Source organism: Zafaria cholistanensis (assembly GCF_008580665.1).
Taxonomy (GTDB): domain Bacteria; phylum Actinomycetota; class Actinomycetes; order Actinomycetales; family Micrococcaceae; genus Zafaria; species Zafaria cholistanensis.
In genome coordinates this window covers 21841-40273 of record NZ_BKDJ01000011.1, presented here as the reverse complement: position 1 = coordinate 40273, position 18433 = coordinate 21841, and the positions used below count along the sequence as shown (strand labels likewise).

Here is an 18433-nt window from a genome sequence, read left to right as displayed (position 1 = left end):
TCAGGCCTCCAGCCGGCGGGCGTAGGTGCGGCGCGCCGCCAGCAGTCCGGCTCCGGCCAGCAGCAGCAGGTAGGCCAGGTGGAGCCCCGAAAGCCAGGCCGGCTCCACATGCCCGTAGCCGAGCACCCGGCCCAGTTCGGTGGCGTGCCAGACCGGCGAGGCCCAACCGATCCACTGCAGGAACCAGGGCAGCGTGGACAGCGGGAAGAAGGTTCCGGAGAAGAGGAACAGCGGCACCACCACGAAGCGCTGCACCAGGGCGAACTGTCCGCGGTCCTCCCTGATGGAGGCCGCATACGCCATCATCGGCAGCCCGAAGGCCAGGCCCGCCAGCACCGCCACCAGCGGAGACGCCCACCCCCGCGTCCCGGTGGCGCCGAAGGCGATCACGATCGCCTGGTAGGCCACGGACTGGGCGAGCAGCCGCACCGCGACGGCGAGCGCGTGGCCCTGGCAGATCTGCTGGGGCGAGATCGGGGAGGCCAGTGGCCCGTAGTAGGTGCGCCTCCACTTGAATCCGCTCATGACCGGGTAGCTGAACTCCTCCGAAGCCGCCATCACCGCCGTGGAAACCAGCAGGGCCGGGACGATGAACTGCAGGTAGGTCACCCCGCCAAAGGCCCGGGCCCCCGAGGTGGAGTCCACCAGGGACGCCAGACCCACCCCCATGGCAAACAGGTACATCAGGGGGCTGCCGATGGAGTAGGCGATGATCACCCCCAGGTAGCCGCGCATTCCACGCAGCTTGTGCTCGGCGACGTACCAGGTGCCCCACCGGCGGGCCCTGGCCGCGCTGGCCGCCGCCGAGGGGGGCCGCAACGGCGCGGGCGCGGGCCGCTGTGGCCGGGCGTCGCCGGAGCGCTCAGTCAATGAGGCTCCTGCCGGTCAGCCGGAGGAACACGTCCTCCAGCGAGGACCGGCGCACCAGCGACGTGGCTGGTTCCAGCCCGCGTGCAACCGCCTGCCCCAGGACCGCCTCGCCGTCGTCGGCGTAGACGAGGATCCGGTCAGGCAGCACCTCGATGCGCTCGCCGAGCCCGGCGAGCGCGCCGGCCGCGGAGGCATTGCGGCCGGCACCGAAACGCAGTTCGAGGACCTCCCGGCTCGAGTGTGCGCGAATGAGTTCCGCCGGGCTCCCCCCGGCCATGATCCGGCCCCGGTCCACGACGATCAGGCGGTCGCAGAGCTGCTCGGCCTCGTCCATGTAGTGGGTGGTCAGGACCAGCGTGGTGCCGCGTTCCTTGAGGCGGAAGAGCCGGTCCCACAACACGTGCCGCGCTTGGGGGTCCAGGCCCGTGGTGGGCTCGTCCAGCAGCAGGATGCCCGGATCGTTGATCAGCGAGCGGGCGATCGTCAGGCGCCGCTTCATGCCCCCGGAGAGCTCCCCGATGCGGGCCCCGGCCTTGTCTCCCAGCTGGGCGAACTCCAGCAGCTCGGCCGACTTCGGCCGGAGGTAGGACATCGGCAGCCCGAAGTAGCGGCCGTAGATGATCAGGTTGTCGCGAACGCGCAGCTCCTCGTCCAGGTTGTCCTGCTGCGGTACCACCCCCAGGTGCGCCCGCACCTCGGGCCCCTGCCGCTCGGGGTCCAGCCCCATGACCTCCAGCTCCCCGGAGGTGCGCCGGGAGACGCCGCCGAGCATGCGCATGATGGTGGACTTGCCGGCCCCGTTGGGGCCAAGCAGCCCGAAGGACTCGCCGGCGGGAATCTCGAAGGAGATGCCGTCGACGGCCGTGAAGTCACCAAAGCGCTTGGTCAGGTTCCGGGCGGAAACCACCGCCCGGTATCCCGAACTGTTGGGCATGGGCTTCACACTAGCGCCCGGAGGCCCGCGGCCACAGAGGCGGGGACGCTCCGGCGTAAGCCTTCCAAAATGCCGGCCAGTTGGGGAGGCAGGGGCCGGGAGGCGACCGCAGGGAACGGGGACGGCGGCCTTTGGCAGGGGTGGTCCCCGGAGCGCGGGAATACTTCGCAGAGGCGTAAAATGGTGCGGAAACCTGGGCGGGCCAGGACCCTGCGCAGCCCTGGAGGCCAGCGCAGCTGTGAGGGCCAGCGCAGCTCTGAGGGCCAGCGCAGGGCGGCCGGCCAATCACCGTCCCCCTAATCACCATCCCCGTTGCTGCGAAGGATTCGCTCCATGAAACGTAGTGCCTTGCCCGCGTCCCTGCTCGCCCTCGCCTTCGCCCTCGCCGGGTGCGCCCCGGGAGCGCAGCCCGGCTCCAGCCCCGATTCCCCGGCAGGCGGTTCCGGCATGCACACCGGCCATGGCTCCGCGCCCTCGTCCGCCCCAACCGCGGGGGACCATAGCGCGGCAGACACGATGTTTGCCCAAATGATGATCCCGCACCACCAGCAGGCGGTGGAGATGAGCGATGCCGTCCTCGCCAAGGACGGCATGGATCCCCGGATCATCGGCCTGGCCACCGGGATCAAGGCCGCGCAGGGACCGGAGATCGAGAAGATGACCGGCTGGCTCAAGGCATGGGGCGAACCCGTGGCGCCGGGCACGGCGCACCACTCCATGGAAGGGATGATGAGCGGGGAGGACATGGCCAAGCTTCGGGAAGCCGAAGGCGATGCCGCCGCGGCGCTGTTCCTGACCCAGATGATTGCCCATCACCAGGGCGCCGTGAAAATGGCGGAGAAGGAAGCCTCGGAGGGTTCGAACCCCGAAGCCGTGGACCTCGCCCGCAAGATCGTGGAGGACCAAAAAGCGGAGATCAAGACCATGGAGGACATGCTTCCGGACTACCGCTAGCTGTATTCCCCAAGCCCCGCGGGCCCAGCCCAGTCCAGTCCCGTCCAAGGAACCAGCTCCATGCTCTCTCCCCTGTCCTTCCCCCGCACGCCGTGTGCTGTCCGCTGTTTCCTCGCCGCAGCAGCCGCAGCCCTGTCCCTCGGGGTCGCAGGGTGCTCCACGGCGCAGCCTTCGGATTCCACCGCGCAGCCCCCGAATTCCACCGCGCAGCGCCCAAATTCCACCGCGCAGCACCCGGAGGCCGCCAGCGGCCCCTCCCACGTCCACGGCGCGTACGCCGATCCGCAGACCGGCAGGCTCCTGCTGGCCTCGCACAACGGCCTCTTCGAGGCCACCGGCGAACACCCCGTGAAGATCGGCCCCACCATTGACCTGATGGGCTTCGCCGCCGACGAAGACGGCACCTTCTACGCCTCGGGACACCCCGGTCCCGGGGTCGGCCTGCCCAATCCGGTGGGCCTCATCACGTCCACCGACGGCGGAGCCACCTGGAGGCCCGTGTCACGCCAGGGCGAGTCCGACTTCCACGCGCTCGCCGTCACCGGGGACGGTTTCGTGGGGTTCGACGGCGAGTTGCGCATCAGCCGCGACGGCCGGGAGTGGGACTCCGTCCGGCCAGCGCCGGAACCCCATGCCTTGGCGGGCGGGCCAGGGCATGGCGTGGTTCTGGCGACCACCGGGGAAGGCGTGTGGAGGTCCGAGGATGGGGGCAGTACCTGGAGCGCGCCTTCCGGCGGGCCCGTCCTGCTCACGGCCGCCTTCATCGACGCCCGGACCGCCGCCGGCGTCAGTCCCGATGGCACCGTATACGTGAGCGAAGACGCAGGGAAGAAGTGGAAAAGCGTCGGGCGCGTCCAGGGACAGCCAGCCGCCGTGACTGGAACGCGTACCGGCACCGGACTTGCCCTGTGGGTTGCCGGCACCGAAGGCGGCACCGAGCGCCTGGACGTCCCCTAGCACCCGGACGTCCCCTAGCACCCGGACATCCCCCAGGGCGCCGGGACATCCACCCTTCGGCGGATCCGGGGGCAAGGTCCGGGCAGCAGGTTTCGGCAGCCGGCACGGCACGGCGCGGGTCGGGGCGCCGATCCGCGCCCCGACCCGCGGTCAGCAGATCAGGCGGCCAGCGGCGTCAGCCGAGGGACGCGAGCAGTTCCGCGCAGGCCTGCTCGCAGCGACGGCACGACTCCGCACAAACCCGGCAGTGCTCATGCATGCCGCCATGCATGGCGCATTCATCGCCGCACGCCTTGCATGCGGTGCGGCACGCCTCGAGAAGGGCCCGCGTGAGGGCGGGATCCCGTTCCGTTTGCCGGGACAGGACTGCGCCGGTCGCGGCGCACACGTCGGCGCAGTCGGCGTTGAGGCGGATGCACCTGACCATGTCGGCCACCATGTCCTCGCCCAGGCAGGAGTCGGCGCAGGCGGTGCAGGTGGCCGCGCATTCCAGGCACGCCGCGATGCAGGCGGCGAGCCGGTCCCTGTCGAGTCCGCCCAAGCCCTTGGGATGGGTGTCAAGCATCGAGGTCACGTGGAGCGTCATCGGTTGTCTCCTTTACCAGCGGATTTTTTCTGATGGGCCCCGTCCCCGACCCTACTCCCCGCCTCCGGCGTTCGGGAAGGTTTCACACCCTTCCCTTAATACCCCCAAGGGGTATAATCGGCGCCAGGGGCAGGCCCGGAGCGGCTGCCATCCGGGAGCGGGCCGCCGGAACGGGAAGGAAGCCCATGGAGCACACCCGCCATTCGCACCAGGGAGGCCAGTCCGGGGAGGCCGGCCCGCCGGCAGCGGGCCATATCGCCGGACAGGCGGGCTTGGGGGCCGAGGACAGGGAGCACGCGGTCCACCGCCACGGCCAGCATGCCGGGCACAGCACGGCGATGTTCAGGAACAGGTTCTGGCTCTGCCTGGCCCTGTCCGTACCGGTGGTGTATTTCAGCCCGATGTTCGCCCACCTGCTGGGCTATCACCTGCCGCAGTTCCCGGGTTCGGTGTGGGTCGCCCCCGTACTGGGGACGGTGGTCTTCGCCTACGGGGGCGGCCCCTTCCTCAGGGGTGGAGTGTCCGAACTGAAGGCGCGCAAGCCCGGGATGATGCTGCTGATCGCCCTGGCGATCAGCGTGGCGTTCGCCGCTTCGTGGGCCACCACGCTGGGCACGACGCTGGGCACCGGCGGGTTCGACCTGGACTTTTGGTGGGAGCTGGCACTGCTGGTCGTCATCATGCTGCTGGGCCATTGGATGGAGATGCGCGCCCTGGGAGCGGCTTCCGGCGCCCTGGACGCCCTGGCCGCACTGCTGCCGGACGAGGCGGACCTCGTCACGGCGGAAGGCGTGCGCACCGTTCCGGTACCGGAACTGTCCGTCGACGACGTCGTGCTGGTCCGCTCCGGAGCCCGGGTGCCCGCGGACGGAACGATCGTCGAAGGCGGGGCCGCGTTCGACGAATCCATGATCACCGGAGAGTCCCGCACGGTCCCCCGGGGCATGGGGGACCGTGTAGTCGCCGGGACGGTCGCCACGGACAGCTCCGTGCGGGTCCGGGTAACCGCCGTCGGCGGGGACACGGCACTGGCCGGGATCCAGCGCCTGGTGGCCGAAGCCCAGGAGTCTTCGTCGCGGGCGCAGGCCCTTGCGGACCGGGCCGCAGCCCTGCTGTTCCACTTCGCCCTCGGCGCCGGGCTCATCACCTTCACCGCCTGGACGGCCGCGGGAAGGCTGGACGAGGCCGTGGTCCGGACCGTAACCGTTCTCGTCATCGCCTGCCCGCACGCACTGGGCCTGGCGATCCCGCTGGTCATCGCGATCTCCACGGAGCGGGCCGCCCGCTCGGGGGTGCTGATCAAGAACCGGATGGCGCTGGAGCTCATGCGCACCATCGACGTCGTGCTCTTCGACAAGACCGGCACGCTGACGGAGGGCAGGCATGCGGTCACCGGCACGGCCGCCGTGCCCGGGGTCGCCCCCGCGGAACTGCTCGCGGTGGCCGCGGCCGTGGAGGCGGACAGCGAGCATCCCGTCGCCCGCGCGATCGTGCGGGCCGCCGGGGAGGACGCGGCCGCCCGGGCCCTGGGCCTGCGGGGTTCGGGCTTCATTTCGCTGACCGGGCGCGGGGCCAAGGCCACTGTGGACGGGACCGAGGCGGCCGTCGGCGGGCCAAACATGTTGAGGGAACTCGGCCTGCGCACTCCGGAGGCCCTTCACGGCGCCGTCGACGCGTGGAGGGAACGCGGGGCGGGCGTGCTGCACGTGGTCCGCGACGGGCGGATCATCGGGGCGTTGGCCCTGGAGGACAGGGTGCGGGGCGAGTCCCGCGCAGCCGTTGCCGCCCTCCGGCGGCGCGGCCTCAAGGTTGCCCTGGTGACCGGTGACGCGCGCCAGGTCGCCGAGGCCGTCGGCCGGGACCTTGGCATCGACGAAGTGTTCGCCGAGGTCCTGCCGGAGGACAAGGACAAGAAGGTCCTGGAGCTGCAGCGGCGTGGCCTGAAGGTCGCCATGGTCGGCGACGGCGTGAACGACTCCCCAGCCCTGGCCCGGGCCGAGGTGGGCATCGCCATCGGCGCCGGCACCGACGTGGCCGTGGAGTCCGCCGGCGTGGTGCTGGCCGGGAACGATCCCCGGGCGGTGCTGTCGATGATCGACCTTTCCCGGGCCAGCTACCGCAAGATGGTCCAAAACCTCCTGTGGGCGACCGGCTACAACATTCTCGCTATCCCGCTGGCGGCCGGGATACTGGCCTTCGCCGGGGTGGTGCTGTCCCCCGCTGCCGCCGCCATCCTGATGTCCGCGTCCACCATCGTCGTCGCTCTGAACGCGCAACTGCTGCGCCGCATCGACCTCGATCCGGACCGCCTTCGCTAGGCTCCGTCTCCGCTGCGGGAGGGCCCCTTGGGTTCCTGGTCCGGGCCGCCCGCATCTTGGGTCGTGCCCCGTTCCGTTCCCCGCGCCTCCTGCCCCGGGCCCTGCCCCGTCTCCCGGGCGGACGGCTCGTGGACCGCCTTTCCGGTTGGCGGCTCGTGGGCCGCAGGCTCGTGGGCCATCGATGTTCGGGCTTCCGACTCCCGGGCCGGTGCGTTCGGGCCGGCGGAATCCGCCGGTTCCAGGGCCTCGGCCTTGCGCTCTTCCTCGGCCATGGTGCCGCGGGCCTCCTGTGCCTCCTGTTGGAGCCGCTGGGCCGCCCGGCGCTTGCGCTCGACCTCAAGGTTGGCCTCGTCCAACCGCAGCGCGGCTTCCTCGGCATGAAGGCTGGCGCGGCGGGCCTCGACCTCATGCTGGCGGGCAGCCCTGTCCCGTTCCGCAGCCTCCTCCTGCAGCCGGAGGGCCTCCTCCCGGTGCTGCTGCGCCTCGTGGGCGTGGCGCTTGCGCCGCGCCGCTCCGGAGGTCCTGGCGATGACAACGGCCAGCACAATGAGCACAACAGCGGCGACGATGATCCAGAAGACCTGCATGGTGTCCATGGCTCGCGAACCTCGTTCCCAATGGCGGGTAATTCCTCCAGCAGGACCGCGGAGGCTGTCTGCACGGGGCCGGCTGCGGCACCCAGCCTCTTTGTACCACCGGGGACCCGCCTTGCACAGGGCAAGGCGGATCGGGATGGTGGGGCAAACGCAGGCCGGACAAACGGGATGGCCGGGCAAACGGGATGGCCGGGCAAACGGGGAGCCGGACAGGAACGCCGCGGCCCCCACCGGAAAACCGGTGGGGGCCGCGGCGTGGTGGCGCTGGTGATGCTGCGCGCCGGCGGTGCAGCTAGGCGGTGCCGGCCTCGACCTGGGTTGTGGCGGCCTGGCGTTCGGCGGCCTCGACCACGTTGGCCAGCAGCATGGCGCGGGTCATCGGACCCACGCCGCCCGGGTTGGGGGAAAGCCAGGCGGCGACGTCGGCGGCGGCCGGGTCCACATCGCCGGTCACCACTGCCTTGCCGCTGCCGTCGTCGACGCGGGAAACGCCCACGTCCAGCACGATCGCGCCGGGCTTGAGGTCCTCGGCCTTGATCATGTGCGGCACCCCGGCGGCTGCGATGACGACGTCGGCCCGGCGCAGCTCGGCGGCCAGGTCCACGGTCCCGGTGTGGGCCAGGACCACGGTCGCGTTGACGTCGCGGCGGGTCAGCAGCAGTCCGATCGGACGGCCGATGGTGACGCCGCGGCCCACGACGACGACGCGCTTTCCGCTGAGGTCGATACCGTTGCGCTCCAACAGCACAACGCAGCCCTTGGGGGTGCACGGCAGCGGAGAGACCATCGGCCGGTTGACGTTGGCGACCAGGCGGCCCAGGTTCATCGGGTGCAGGCCGTCGGCGTCCTTGGCCGGGTCCATGGCCTCAAGGATGACGTCCTGGTCAATGTGCTTGGGCAGCGGCAGCTGGACGATGTACCCGGTGCATTCGGGGTTGGCGTTCAGCTCGGCGATCACCTCCAGCAACTCTTCCTGCGTGGTGGATTCCGGCAGGTCCCGGCGGATGGACTGGATGCCGACCTCGGCGCAGTCCTTGTGCTTGCCGCCGACGTACCACTGGGATCCGGGGTCCTCGCCCACCAGAACGGTGCCCAGGCCCGGGACGATCCCCTGGGCCTTCAGCGTGGCGACCCGCCCGGCCAGCTCGTCCTTGATCGCGGCGGCCGTGGCCCGGCCGTCAAGAATCTGTGCAGGCATCGGCTTTACCACTGCTCCAGGCCCGGGTAGAGCGGGAAGGAGGCGGCCAGCTTGTCGACGCGGGCCTTCAGGGCCTGGACGTCGGTGGCGGCGCCGTCCTTCAGGGCGGTGGCGATGATCTCGGAGACCTCGGTGAACTCGGCAGCACCGAAGCCGCGGGTCGCCAGCGCCGGGGTGCCGATGCGCAGGCCGGAGGTGACCATCGGCGGACGCGGGTCGAACGGCACGGAGTTGCGGTTCACGGTGATGCCGACCTCGTGCAGCAGGTCTTCGGCCTGCTTGCCGTCCAGCTGCGAATTGCGCAGGTCCACGAGGACCAGGTGCACATCGGTGCCGCCGGTGAGGACGGACACGCCGGCCTCCACGACGTCGGACGCGGTCAGGCGCTCGGCCAGGATCCGCGCACCCTCAAGGGTGCGCTCCTGGCGCTCCTTGAACTCCTCGGAGGCGGCGATCTTGAAGGCCACGGCCTTGCCCGCAACGGCGTGCATGAGCGGGCCGCCCTGCTGGCCGGGGAAGACATTGGAGTTGATCTTCTTCGCCATCTCCGCCTCGTTGGAGAGGATGATGCCCGAGCGCGGGCCGGCGAGGGTCTTGTGCACGGTGGAGGTGACCACGTCGGAGTAGGGGACCGGGTTCGGGTGCAGCCCGGCGGCCACCAGGCCGGCAAAGTGCGCCATATCGGTCCAGAACAGCGCGCCGACCTCGTCGGCGATGGAGCGGAACGCGGCGAAGTCCAGCTGGCGCGGGTAGGCCGACCAGCCGGCGACGATCACCTGGGGGCGTTCGCGAAGCGCCTGCTCGCGCAGCTTGTCCATGTCGATGCGGAAGGTGTCGGCCTCGACCTCGTAGGCGGCGACCTCGTAGAGCTTGCCGGAGAAGTTCAGCTTCATGCCGTGGGTCAGGTGCCCGCCGTGGGCCAGCGAGAGGCCAAGCATCTTGTCGCCGGGCTTGATCATCGCCGCGAGCGCCGCGGCGTTGGCGGAGGCGCCCGAGTGCGGCTGGACGTTGGCGAACTTGGCCCCAAAGAGGGATTTGACGCGGTCGATCGCGAGGTTCTCGGCGACATCGACAAACTCGCAGCCACCGTAGTAGCGGCGGCCCGGGTAGCCCTCGGCGTACTTGTTGGTCAGGACGGAACCCTGGGCCTCGAGGACAGCGCGCGGGGCGAAGTTCTCCGAGGCGATCATCTCAAGGGTGTTGCGCTGGCGTCCGAGCTCGTCGGTGAGGACGGCGGCAATTTCCGGATCGACCTCGGCGAGGGACTGGTTGGTCACGGTGTTCTCATTGCTCACGTGTGTAATCTCCTGGGGGCGGAATCGTGGTACGAAGCGGGCTGGGTCAGGTTCTCGGCACGCAGCCGAAACATGCTCCACGGGCCCAGGCGCGCGGTCCGTGGTCGACGCTCGTGCCGCTCCCCGGTGGTCATCCACCCAACGCCAGTCGCGACGGGTTCCATGCTATCGGAGAAGGCACCAAGCCGCGGAAACGTGAGCCGCCTCACCCGCACCCGGGCGCGGCGGCGCGGCGCCCGCCCCCAGTAGAATTTCCGGGTGACCAGCACCCAGAACTTCATCGTGACCCTGTCCTGCGCCGACCGTCCCGGGATCGTGCATGCCGTCTCCGGGGCCCTGCTGCAGGCCGGATGCAACATCACCGAGTCCCAGCAGTTCGAGAGCCCCGAAAGCGGGGCATTCTTCATGCGGGTCGCGGTCTCCACCCCGGAGGGCGAGGACGCGCTGAACGCGGCGCTGGCCCCGGTGTCCCGGGAGTTCAGGATGAACCTGGGCGTCTACGCGGAGGACCGCCCGCTGCGCACCCTCATCATGTGCTCCAAGGAAGGGCACGCGCTCAACGCCCTGCTGTTCCAGCAGCGCACCGGCACCCTGCCGATCGAGGTTCCGGTGATTGTTTCCAACCACCTGGACCTGAAGCCGATGGCCGACTTCTACGGGGTTCCGTTCGTGCACATTCCGGTCACCCCCGCCACCAAGGCCGACGCCGAGGCCCGGCTGCTGGAGCTGGTGGCCGCGCACGACATCGAACTGGTGGTGCTGGCCCGGTACATGCAGATCCTCTCCGACGACCTCTGCCGGTCCCTGCAGGGGCGCGCAATCAACATCCACCACTCCTTCCTGCCCTCCTTCAAGGGAGCCAGGCCGTACCACCAGGCGTACGCGCGCGGCGTCAAGCTGATTGGCGCCACCGCCCACTACGTGACGGCGGACCTGGACGAGGGCCCGATCATCGAGCAGGAAGTCATCCGGGTCAACCATGCGCGCACGGCCGAACAGTTCGTGGCCATGGGCCGCGACGTCGAGGCCCGCACCCTGGCGCACGCGGTGCAGTGGCACGCCCAGCGCCGCGTCCTGCTGGACGGCCACCGTACCGTCGTCTTCAACTGACGCCATTCCCCGACCGGCGCCCTTTCAGCGCACGCACACGCCGGGACACGTGCGCGGCTTCCTTCGCTGGTCCTTTTTGCCGCTCAAGCCCTTGTCAACCGACCGATCGGGCGGAAAGTGGTATTTCGGGTACCGGAATACGTCACATTGCCCCATCGGATGCACAAATTCTCCCCTATCCCTATGTGCCGGCCATCACATGTGGTACCCATGGGGAGAGCGCCGTTTTCGTCCGGCGCCCCGGACCGCCGCGCGGGCCGGGTATCCGCCCCACACCGAAGGACAGTACTTGGCCACCGTTGTGAATGATGCGTTGACCGAATCCCTCCAAGCAGGACGTTCCCTGCCCCGAACCACCCCGGAATGGCTTGCCCGGGCCGAAGATGTTGCCGCCCTGCTGGCCGCCCACGTGGTGGACCAAGACCGCGGCGGCCTGTCGCCCGAGGCCCAAGTGGCCCTCCTGAAGGAGTCCGGGCTGACCGTCATGCTGGGTCCGGTTTCCGCCGGAGGCGGCGGACAGACCTGGTCCACCGCCCTGCGCGCGATCCGCGCGGTCTCCGCCGGCTGCGCCTCGGTTGGCGAACTGCTGGGCTGCCACCTGCTCTGGGCATGGTCGGTGCGGCTGGCCGGGACCAAAGCCCAGATCTCCGCGATCGAGGATCTTTACACCCGCAACAATCTGTTCTTTGGCGCCGTGACCGATCCCGGTGAAGGGACGGTGCAGGTCGGGGAACGCCGCGGGCGCCTGTATTTCAACGGGCGCAAGTCCTTCTCCTCCGGGGCGGCCGCTTCGGACCTGCTGGTGCTGGAGGGCCTGGAGGCCGACGGCACCCGCGTGTTCGCCATTGCCCCGACCCGCCAAACCGGCATCGCCTTTACGGCCCCCACGGGCGAACCGGACCCGCAGTCCGCGCCGCAGGGCACCGCAGTGCTGGTCGATGTCGAGGTGGGCTGGGAGCGCGCCGCCCGCTATCCGGCCACCGCCGCCCACAACACCCTCGGCGTCCCCCTGGCCCAGCAGATCTATGCGGAAATCTACATCGGCATTGCCCAGGGCGCGCTGCGTACCGCGCTGGAATGCGCCCGCTCTGAGGCTTCGGCCGGCGGGGAGCGGGCCCGGGAGACCGGGACGCAGGACTATGCGCTGGAGACCTTTGGGGACCTGCAGTCCAGGCTGTGGGCGGCACAGGCCCTGACCGACGCCGTGGACGCCCGGCTTTCCACGCTGGTGCACGGGAACCCGGACGCCCTGAGCGCGCAGGAGCGCGGGGAAGTCGCGGTGCGGGTCTGCGCCGCGAAACAGAGCGCCGCCGCCGTCGCACTGGAGATTGTGGACCGGGTGTTCGAGGTGTCGGGGAGCCCCGCGACGTCCAACAAGACGGGCCTGGACATTTTCTGGCGCAACGCCCACCGCCACAAACTGCACGACCCCGCCGCCCACAAGCGGCACGAGGTCGGCGAGTACGCCCTGCTGGGCCGCCTGCCCGACCCCGGCCGGAACCTCTAGGTACTGAATCCAGCGCGTCCGCGCACGGCGTCCTCAGCCTTCCATCTCCGGGCGCCGTGCCTGCAGCACGGCTAGGATCCTCCCATGAGCCCCATTGTCACCATTGACGGCGCGACCCCGCAGGTCGCCGCAGACGCCTTCATAGCACCGACCGCGACCCTCTCAGGCGACGTGGGAATGGCGCCGGGATCGAGCGCGTTCTACGGGGTCTCCGTCCGCGGGGACTCCGCGCCCATCCGCATCGGCCCCAACAGCAACCTGCAGGACAATGTCGTGGTGCACGCCGACCGCGGGGTCCCCTGCACCGTCGGCTCCGGCGTCTCCGTGGGCCATTCGGCCGTCATCCACGGCTGCACGATCGGAGACAATACTCTGGTGGGGATGAGCGCGACCATCATGAACCGCGCGGTCATCGGTGAGGAGTCACTGGTGGCGGCTGGGGCCCTGGTCCTTGAGGGGACAGTGGTGCCGCCGCGCTCCCTGGTGGCGGGCGTACCCGCGAAGGTGCGCCGCGAACTGACCGACGACGAGGTGGAATCGGTCCGCCGCAATGCCGAGACCTACCTGGTGCTGGCCGCCAAGCACCGCGCCGCGAACACCTGACCCGCCCGGCCCCCGGTCCGGGAACCGCATACCAAGCAGAGGCCCCCGCCACGCCGGCCCGTCCCCTGGTCCTACCCAGCCAGGGACGTGCCGGCCCACCGGGGGCCTCTGCCGCACCGTCCCCCGGTCCGTCCTCCGGAGGGCGCCTGCGGTCAACCCACGATCACTATATTAGTCTAGTCTTTACTAATCCTGTCAATGACTGTTTTGGCGGTGCTGCGCCCGCGGCGGAAGGGGTTTGCCTCCGGCCATTGCCGCACCCCCTTCCCGGTGGCAGGCTGTGCCCATGACCGGATACACCGCCCGTGAACCGACTGCTTCCGCCCCGCACTTCATCCCGGTCCCCCCCTGCGCCGCGGAGGGCGCCCCCTCCCCCGTCCACGCCACGGGACGGACCCTGAACTGGGGGATCGTCTCCACCGGCACTGTCGCCGAACTGGTGGCCCACGACCTGCTGATGCTCGAGGACGCGCAGCTGCTGGCGGTGAGTTCGCGCGACGCGGCCCGCGCCGCCGCGTTTGCCGCCAAGCATGGTGCCGTGCGCTCCTACGGGGACACCCCGGAACTGCCCGGCCACGGGCACCTCTTTGCCGACCCGGAGGTCGAGGTCGTATACATCGCCACCCCGCACGGGCAGCACTATGAGGTGGCGCGGGCCGCCCTGGAAGCGGGCAAGCACGTTCTGTGCGAAAAGTCGCTGACCATCAATGCCGCCGAGGCCGCGGAACTGGTGGAGCTGGCCCGGGCGAGCGGGCTTTTCCTCATGGAGGCCGTCTGGACCCGCTTCCTGCCAGCCATCCACCGGGCCCTGGGAATCATCGGCTCCGGGGAGTTGGGCGAGGTGGCCTGGCTGCACGCGGACCTGGGATTTCCCGCGGACCAGGACCCGCGGTGGCGGCTGTGGGATCCTGCCGCCGGGGGCGGGGCGCTGCTGGACCTTGCCGTATACCCGCTCACTTGGGCGGTGGGAGTCTTGGGGTTTCCCCAGTCGGCGCAGGCCGCGGGATGGCTGAACCAGGACGGCGTGGACCCGCAGGAGGCCATTACGCTGAGCTACCCCCGCGGACGGCAGGCCCAACTGATGGCGAGCCTGGTGGGTTCCTGCCCGCGCAACGCCACGGTTTCCTGCACGGCCGGCTGGCTGCGCACCGGGGATCCGCTGCACAATCCGCCCTTCCTGGAGATTCATCCGGTCGGGGCGGAGGACCGGATCGAGCGGTTCGATCCGGTGGGGCACAACTACGCGTATGAACTGCGCGAGACCACCCGGTGCATCCAGGAGGGACTGCAGCAGAGCCCGACCATGCCTTGGGACCACACGCTGGCGACGATGCGCCTCTTCGACGGCCTGCGCGCCCAATTGGGCCTCAAGTACCCCAACGACCACCACCACTGACCGCCGGGCCAGGACAGCAGGGCCAAAGCACTCCGGCCACAGCAATCCGGCCACAGCAATCCGGCCAGGGCCGTACTGCTAGGGCAGCACGTGCCGCAGCGCGTCTTCAAGGCGGCGGTGGCGGAACACGTAGCCCGAGGCTTCCAGCCTGGAGGAGGAGACGCGCTGGCTGGAGAACGCCAGGTCCGCGGCGCCCTCGCGGCCCAGCAGCAGGCGCGGCGCGGCGGCGGGGACCCGCAGGGCCGCGGGGCGGTGGAGGGCCCTGCCCAGGGTCCGGGCGTACACGGATCCGGGCACCGGCTCCGGGGCGACGAGGTTGACGGGCCCTTCCAGGGCACCCTCCGCCGCGCCCTCCGCTGCCGGATCGCCCAGCACCGCATGGGCGTACGCGCCCACGGTGTCCTCCAGCGAAATCCAGCTCTGCCACGGATCCTCTCCGCTGCCGGGCAGACGCACCGGCCCGCCCAGGCCGGCCGCGTACAGCGGGAGGAGTTGGGCAAGGACGCCGCCGGCCGAGCTCTGGACCAGGCCGGTGCGCATCCGGACCGTCCGCACCCCGGCGCTTTCGGCCGGCGCCGCGGCGGCCTCCCACGCGCTGCAGACCGCGGCCAGGAAATCGTCCCCGGCCGGGGCGTCCTCGCGCAGCGGCTCCGGGTCGGGCTCACGGTGCGGGTGGGCGCCGTAGTAGCCGGTTGCCGAGGCGGAGACGAAGGTGCGCATGGCGCCTCCTCCGGCCAGCCTGGCCGCGGTGCGGGCGAGCAGATCGGTCCCGGAAAGGCGGCTGCGCAGGATGTCCTCCTTCACCGCCGGGGTGAAACGCCTGCCGATAGGGCTTCCGGCGAGGTTGACCACCGCGTCGCAGGCAGCGAGGTCCTCCGGATCCAGGGTTCCCGTGGCGGGGCCCCAGAAGATTTCGCCCGGGGCCGCCGGAGCCCGGCGGACCAGCGGCAGCACCCGGTGGCCGCCGCCTTCGAGCAGCGCCCGCAGTTGGGTGCCGATCAGTCCGGAGGCCCCGGAGATGGCGACGGCCAGCGGACGCCCCGCAGGGTGGAGTCCCGTGTGGGCTGCGTGGAACGCCAGGTCCGCGGCCAGCTGGTCCGCGCGGTAGGCGAAGATGCGGCGCAGGTGGGAGGCAAACAGCCGCGCCGCCGACTCCGCGGTGGAGCCGGGGAAGAACCTTTCGGCGGGGACGCCGTAGTCGATGGTGTCGCGCATGAGGGTGCCTCCTGGCGCGTCCTCGAAGAGGTGCGTGTGCACCCAATGGCCCAGCGGTCCGCGGACCATCTCGTCGCGGAAAAGCCGGCCCTTCTCATAGGCGGTGTGCCGGGCGGTCCAGGCGACCTCGGGGCGCGGCGTCCACGGCACCCTGGCGGCCAGCGCGGCGGCCGCGGCCGCCAGCCCCGTTCCGGCGACCCCCGGGGCGCCGATGGCGATCACCGCCGTCGACCCGGGCCGGATGCCGTCGCTGGGAGCCGAAAGGACCCGTCCGGAAAAGGGCGGGGTCAGCCGGTGCAGGGCACCGGGCCGCTCGAACCACGCAAAGACCTCCTCGCGCGGATGGGGAAGGAAGGTCTGGTGCTCGAAGACGGCCATGTGCCCATTCTGCAGCAGGCCCGGCGAATTGCCCCACAGGCCCTGGATGGAGGGGGCCGGTGGATAAAGCGCGCGGGTGGCGCACCGGAGGATTCCGGTGCGCCGCCCGCTGTGGGGAGGTGCCGCGCGAAGGCGTCAGGCCAGGGTGGCCAGGACCTTGTTCAGCGTCTCGGAGGGGCGCATGACCGCGGAGACCAGCTCGGTGTTCGGGTGGTAGTACCCGCCGATCTCGACCGGGGAGCCCTGCACCTGGGCCAGCTCGCCGACAATGGTTTCCTCGTTGGAGGTCAGTCCGGCGGCGATGTCGGCAAAGGCCGCTGCCAGTTCGGCGTCCTCGGTCTGCTTGGCCAGTTCCTGGGCCCAGTAAGTGGCCAGGTAGAAGTGGCTGCCGCGGTTGTCGATCTCGCCGACCTTCCGGCTGGGGGACTTGTTCTCCAGCAGGAAGGTGCCGGTGGCGCGGTCCAGCGTGTCGGCCAGGACCTGGGCGCGCGTGTTGCCCGCGGTGGCGGCCAGGTGCTCGAAGCTCGCGGCCAGGGCCAGGAACTCGCCCAGGGAATCCCAGCGCAGGTGGTTTTCGGCGAGCAGCTGCTGGACGTGCTTCGGGGCGGAGCCGCCGGCGCCGGTCTCGAACAGGCCTCCGCCGTTGAGCAGCGGCACGATCGAGAGCATCTTGGCGGAGGTGCCCAGCTCGAGGATCGGGAACAGGTCAGTGAGGTAGTCCCGCAGCACGTTGCCGGTGACGGAGATGGTGTCCTCGCCGCGGCGGATGCGCTCGATGCTGAAGGCGGTGGCCTTCTCCGGGGACATGATCTCGATCCGCAGGCCCTCGGTGTCGTGGTCCTGCAGATACTCGTTGACCTTGGCGATGAGGTTGGCGTCGTGCGCGCGGGTCTCATCCAGCCAGAACACGGCCGGGGTCTGGGAAGCGCGGGCGCGGGTGACGGCCAGCTTGACCCAGTCACGCACGGCCACGTCCTTGGTCTGGCAGGCGCGCCAGATATCGCCCGGGGCGACTTCGTGCTCGATCAGCACGGCACCGGAGGCGTCGACGACCTGGACCGTGCCGGCGGACTGCAGCTCAAAGGTCTTGTCGTGGGATCCGTACTCCTCCGCCGCCTGCGCCATCAGGCCCACGTTCGGGACGGTGCCCATGGTGGTCGGGTCGAAGGCGCCGTGGGCGCGGCAGTCGTCGATGACTACCTGGTAGATGCCGGCGTAGGAGCTGTCCGGCAGGACGGCCAGGGTGTCGGCGGGCTTGCCGTCCGGGCCCCACATCTGGCCGGAGGTGCGGATCATGGCCGGCATCGAGGCGTCGACGATGACGTCGGACGGCACGTGCAGGTTGGTGATGCCCTTGTCGGAGTCGACCATGGCCAGCGCCGGGCCCTCGTCGAGGCCCTTCCGGATCAGGGCCTCGACGCCCTCGCGGACGTCGGCGGGCAGGTCGGCCAGGCCGTTGAGGATGGAGGCCAAACCGTTGTTCGGGGACAGGCCCGCGGCGGTCAGCTGCTCGCCGTAGGTGTCGAACAGCTCGGCGAAGTAGGCCTTGACGACGTGGCCGAAGATGATCGGGTCGGAGACCTTCATCATGGTGGCCTTCAGGTGCGCGGAGAAGAGCACGCCCTCTTCCTTGGCGCGCGCCACGGAGGCGGCCAGGAATTCGTCCAGCGCGGCGGCGCGCATCACGGTGCCGTCGACGACCTCGCCGGCGAGGACCGGGAAAGCCTTCTTCAGCTCGGTGACGGTGCCGTCCTCGGCCACCAGCTGGATCTTCAGCGTGGTGTCGGCCGGGATGACGACGGAGCGCTCGTTCGAGCGGAAGTCGTTGGCGCCCATGGTGGCGACGTTGGTCTTGGAGTCGGCGCTCCAGGCCCCCATGGTGTGGGGGTTCTTGCGCGCGTAGTTCTTCACCGACAGCGGGGCGCGGCGGTCCGAGTTGCCCTCGCGCAAAACCGGGTTCACGGCGGAACCCTTGATCTTGTCGTAGCGGGAGCGGACGCTGGTCTCCTCGTCGGAGGTCGGGTTGTCCGGGTAGTCCGGAAGGGCGTAGCCCTGGCCCTGGAGCTCGGCGATGGCGGCCTTCAGCTGCGGAATGGACGCGCTGATGTTCGGCAGCTTGATGATGTTGGCTTCCGGCTTCTTGGCCAGCTCGCCCAGCTCGGCAAGGGCGTCACTGATGCGCTGCTCCGCGGTCAGGTACTCGCCGAAGGCGGCGATGATGCGGCCGGCCAGGGAGATGTCGCGGGTCTCCACTTCCACACCCGCCGTGGAGGCGAAGGCCTCAACGATCGGCAGGAAGGAGTACGTTGCCAGCATCGGCGCTTCGTCTGTGTGGGTATAGATGATCTTGGCCATTGGTGAGGCGTCTCCCTGCAAGGTCTACGGATTTTCCGGAAATCTGATCTGCTCTGATCTCAACGACCCCAATTTACCCGAGGTGGCGCCCTGGGCGCCCTTCCGGCGCCGGGGGTGCCGGTCCCCGGACCGTTTCCGCGCGGGGCACTCCCCCGCGCGGC

Annotated in this window: 15 protein-coding genes and 1 riboswitch; of the genes, 7 read left to right on the top strand and 8 right to left on the bottom strand. The window is 70.3% G+C overall.

All coding sequences use genetic code 11. The annotated features are described in order from the left end of the window. The gene (locus NCCP_RS10810; RefSeq protein WP_414727723.1) at positions 1 to 870 is read right to left on the bottom strand and encodes an ABC transporter permease; all 870 of its coding nucleotides are present in this window, start codon (positions 868 to 870) and stop codon (positions 1 to 3) included. Continuing rightward, a complete protein-coding gene (locus tag NCCP_RS10805; protein WP_149957284.1) occupies positions 863 to 1804 on the bottom strand; it encodes an ABC transporter ATP-binding protein in 942 nt (313 codons plus the stop codon). Before NCCP_RS10805 ends, NCCP_RS10810 begins: the two co-directional genes overlap by 8 nt. A gap of 333 nt (positions 1805 to 2137) precedes the next feature. Here NCCP_RS10805 and NCCP_RS10800 point away from each other — a divergent pair, with 333 nt between their 5' ends. Both NCCP_RS10800 and NCCP_RS10795 read left to right on the top strand, forming a co-directional pair. Then, positions 2138 to 2758: a DUF305 domain-containing protein gene (locus tag NCCP_RS10800; protein ID WP_149957283.1), complete on the top strand. Its 621-nt coding sequence runs from the start codon at positions 2138 to 2140 to the stop codon at positions 2756 to 2758. Between the two features lie 60 nt (positions 2759 to 2818). After that, positions 2819 to 3715: a F510_1955 family glycosylhydrolase gene (locus NCCP_RS10795; protein WP_149957282.1), complete on the top strand. Its 897-nt coding sequence runs from the start codon at positions 2819 to 2821 to the stop codon at positions 3713 to 3715. A gap of 175 nt (positions 3716 to 3890) precedes the next feature. On the opposite strand, the gene NCCP_RS10790 is transcribed toward NCCP_RS10795, so the two are convergent. Beyond that, positions 3891 to 4301 (bottom strand): four-helix bundle copper-binding protein, encoded by a 411-nt coding sequence (locus NCCP_RS10790; RefSeq protein ID WP_149957280.1) that lies wholly within the window; start codon positions 4299 to 4301, stop codon positions 3891 to 3893. Positions 4302 to 4486: 185 nt separating this feature from the next. Between NCCP_RS10790 and NCCP_RS10785 the strand changes: the two genes are divergently transcribed. Further along, positions 4487 to 6619, top strand: coding sequence for a heavy metal translocating P-type ATPase (locus NCCP_RS10785; protein WP_149957279.1), 2133 nt, complete (start codon positions 4487 to 4489; stop codon positions 6617 to 6619). On the opposite strand, the gene NCCP_RS10780 is transcribed toward NCCP_RS10785, so the two are convergent. The 3 genes from NCCP_RS10780 to glyA all read right to left on the bottom strand — a co-directional run bounded on the left by NCCP_RS10780 (position 6616) and on the right by glyA (position 9708). Beyond that, positions 6616 to 7215 carry a hypothetical protein gene (locus NCCP_RS10780; RefSeq protein WP_149957277.1) on the bottom strand — a complete coding sequence of 200 codons (600 nt, stop codon included), beginning with the start codon at positions 7213 to 7215 and terminating at the stop codon, positions 6616 to 6618. The genes NCCP_RS10785 and NCCP_RS10780 overlap by 4 nt on opposite strands. Positions 7216 to 7507: 292 nt before the next feature. Then, positions 7508 to 8413: a bifunctional methylenetetrahydrofolate dehydrogenase/methenyltetrahydrofolate cyclohydrolase gene (locus NCCP_RS10775; protein ID WP_149957276.1), complete on the bottom strand. Its 906-nt coding sequence runs from the start codon at positions 8411 to 8413 to the stop codon at positions 7508 to 7510. A 5-nt stretch (positions 8414 to 8418) separates the two neighbouring features. Then, entirely contained in the window at positions 8419 to 9708 is a 1290-nt protein-coding gene (gene glyA, locus NCCP_RS10770; protein WP_414727722.1) for a serine hydroxymethyltransferase, read from the bottom strand. A 76-nt stretch (positions 9709 to 9784) separates the two neighbouring features. Then, a riboswitch (ZMP/ZTP riboswitch) is annotated at positions 9785 to 9870 on the bottom strand. 96 nt (positions 9871 to 9966) lie between these two features. Between glyA and purU the strand changes: the two genes are divergently transcribed. The 4 genes from purU to NCCP_RS10750 all read left to right on the top strand — a co-directional run bounded on the left by purU (position 9967) and on the right by NCCP_RS10750 (position 14324). Then, the gene (purU, locus tag NCCP_RS10765) at positions 9967 to 10818 is read left to right on the top strand and encodes a formyltetrahydrofolate deformylase (protein WP_149957274.1); all 852 of its coding nucleotides are present in this window, start codon (positions 9967 to 9969) and stop codon (positions 10816 to 10818) included. 289 nt (positions 10819 to 11107) lie between these two features. Beyond that, positions 11108 to 12325, top strand: a complete 1218-nt coding sequence (locus NCCP_RS10760; protein WP_172627372.1) for an acyl-CoA dehydrogenase family protein — start codon at positions 11108 to 11110, stop codon at positions 12323 to 12325. An 84-nt stretch (positions 12326 to 12409) separates the two neighbouring features. After that, positions 12410 to 12928, top strand: coding sequence for a gamma carbonic anhydrase family protein (locus tag NCCP_RS10755; RefSeq protein WP_149957271.1), 519 nt, complete (start codon positions 12410 to 12412; stop codon positions 12926 to 12928). Positions 12929 to 13214: 286 nt separating this feature from the next. After that, complete coding sequence (locus NCCP_RS10750) at positions 13215 to 14324, top strand: Gfo/Idh/MocA family protein (RefSeq protein ID WP_149957269.1); 1110 nt, start codon at positions 13215 to 13217, stop codon at positions 14322 to 14324. 78 nt (positions 14325 to 14402) lie between these two features. Here the strand turns inward: NCCP_RS10750 and NCCP_RS10745 are convergent, their stop codons facing one another. Both NCCP_RS10745 and NCCP_RS10740 read right to left on the bottom strand, forming a co-directional pair. Next, a complete protein-coding gene (locus NCCP_RS10745; RefSeq protein ID WP_149957268.1) occupies positions 14403 to 15917 on the bottom strand; it encodes a TIGR01777 family oxidoreductase in 1515 nt (504 codons plus the stop codon). Between the two features lie 135 nt (positions 15918 to 16052). Next, a complete protein-coding gene (locus tag NCCP_RS10740; protein WP_149957267.1) occupies positions 16053 to 18272 on the bottom strand; it encodes an NADP-dependent isocitrate dehydrogenase in 2220 nt (739 codons plus the stop codon). Positions 18273 to 18433 lie beyond the last annotated feature (161 nt).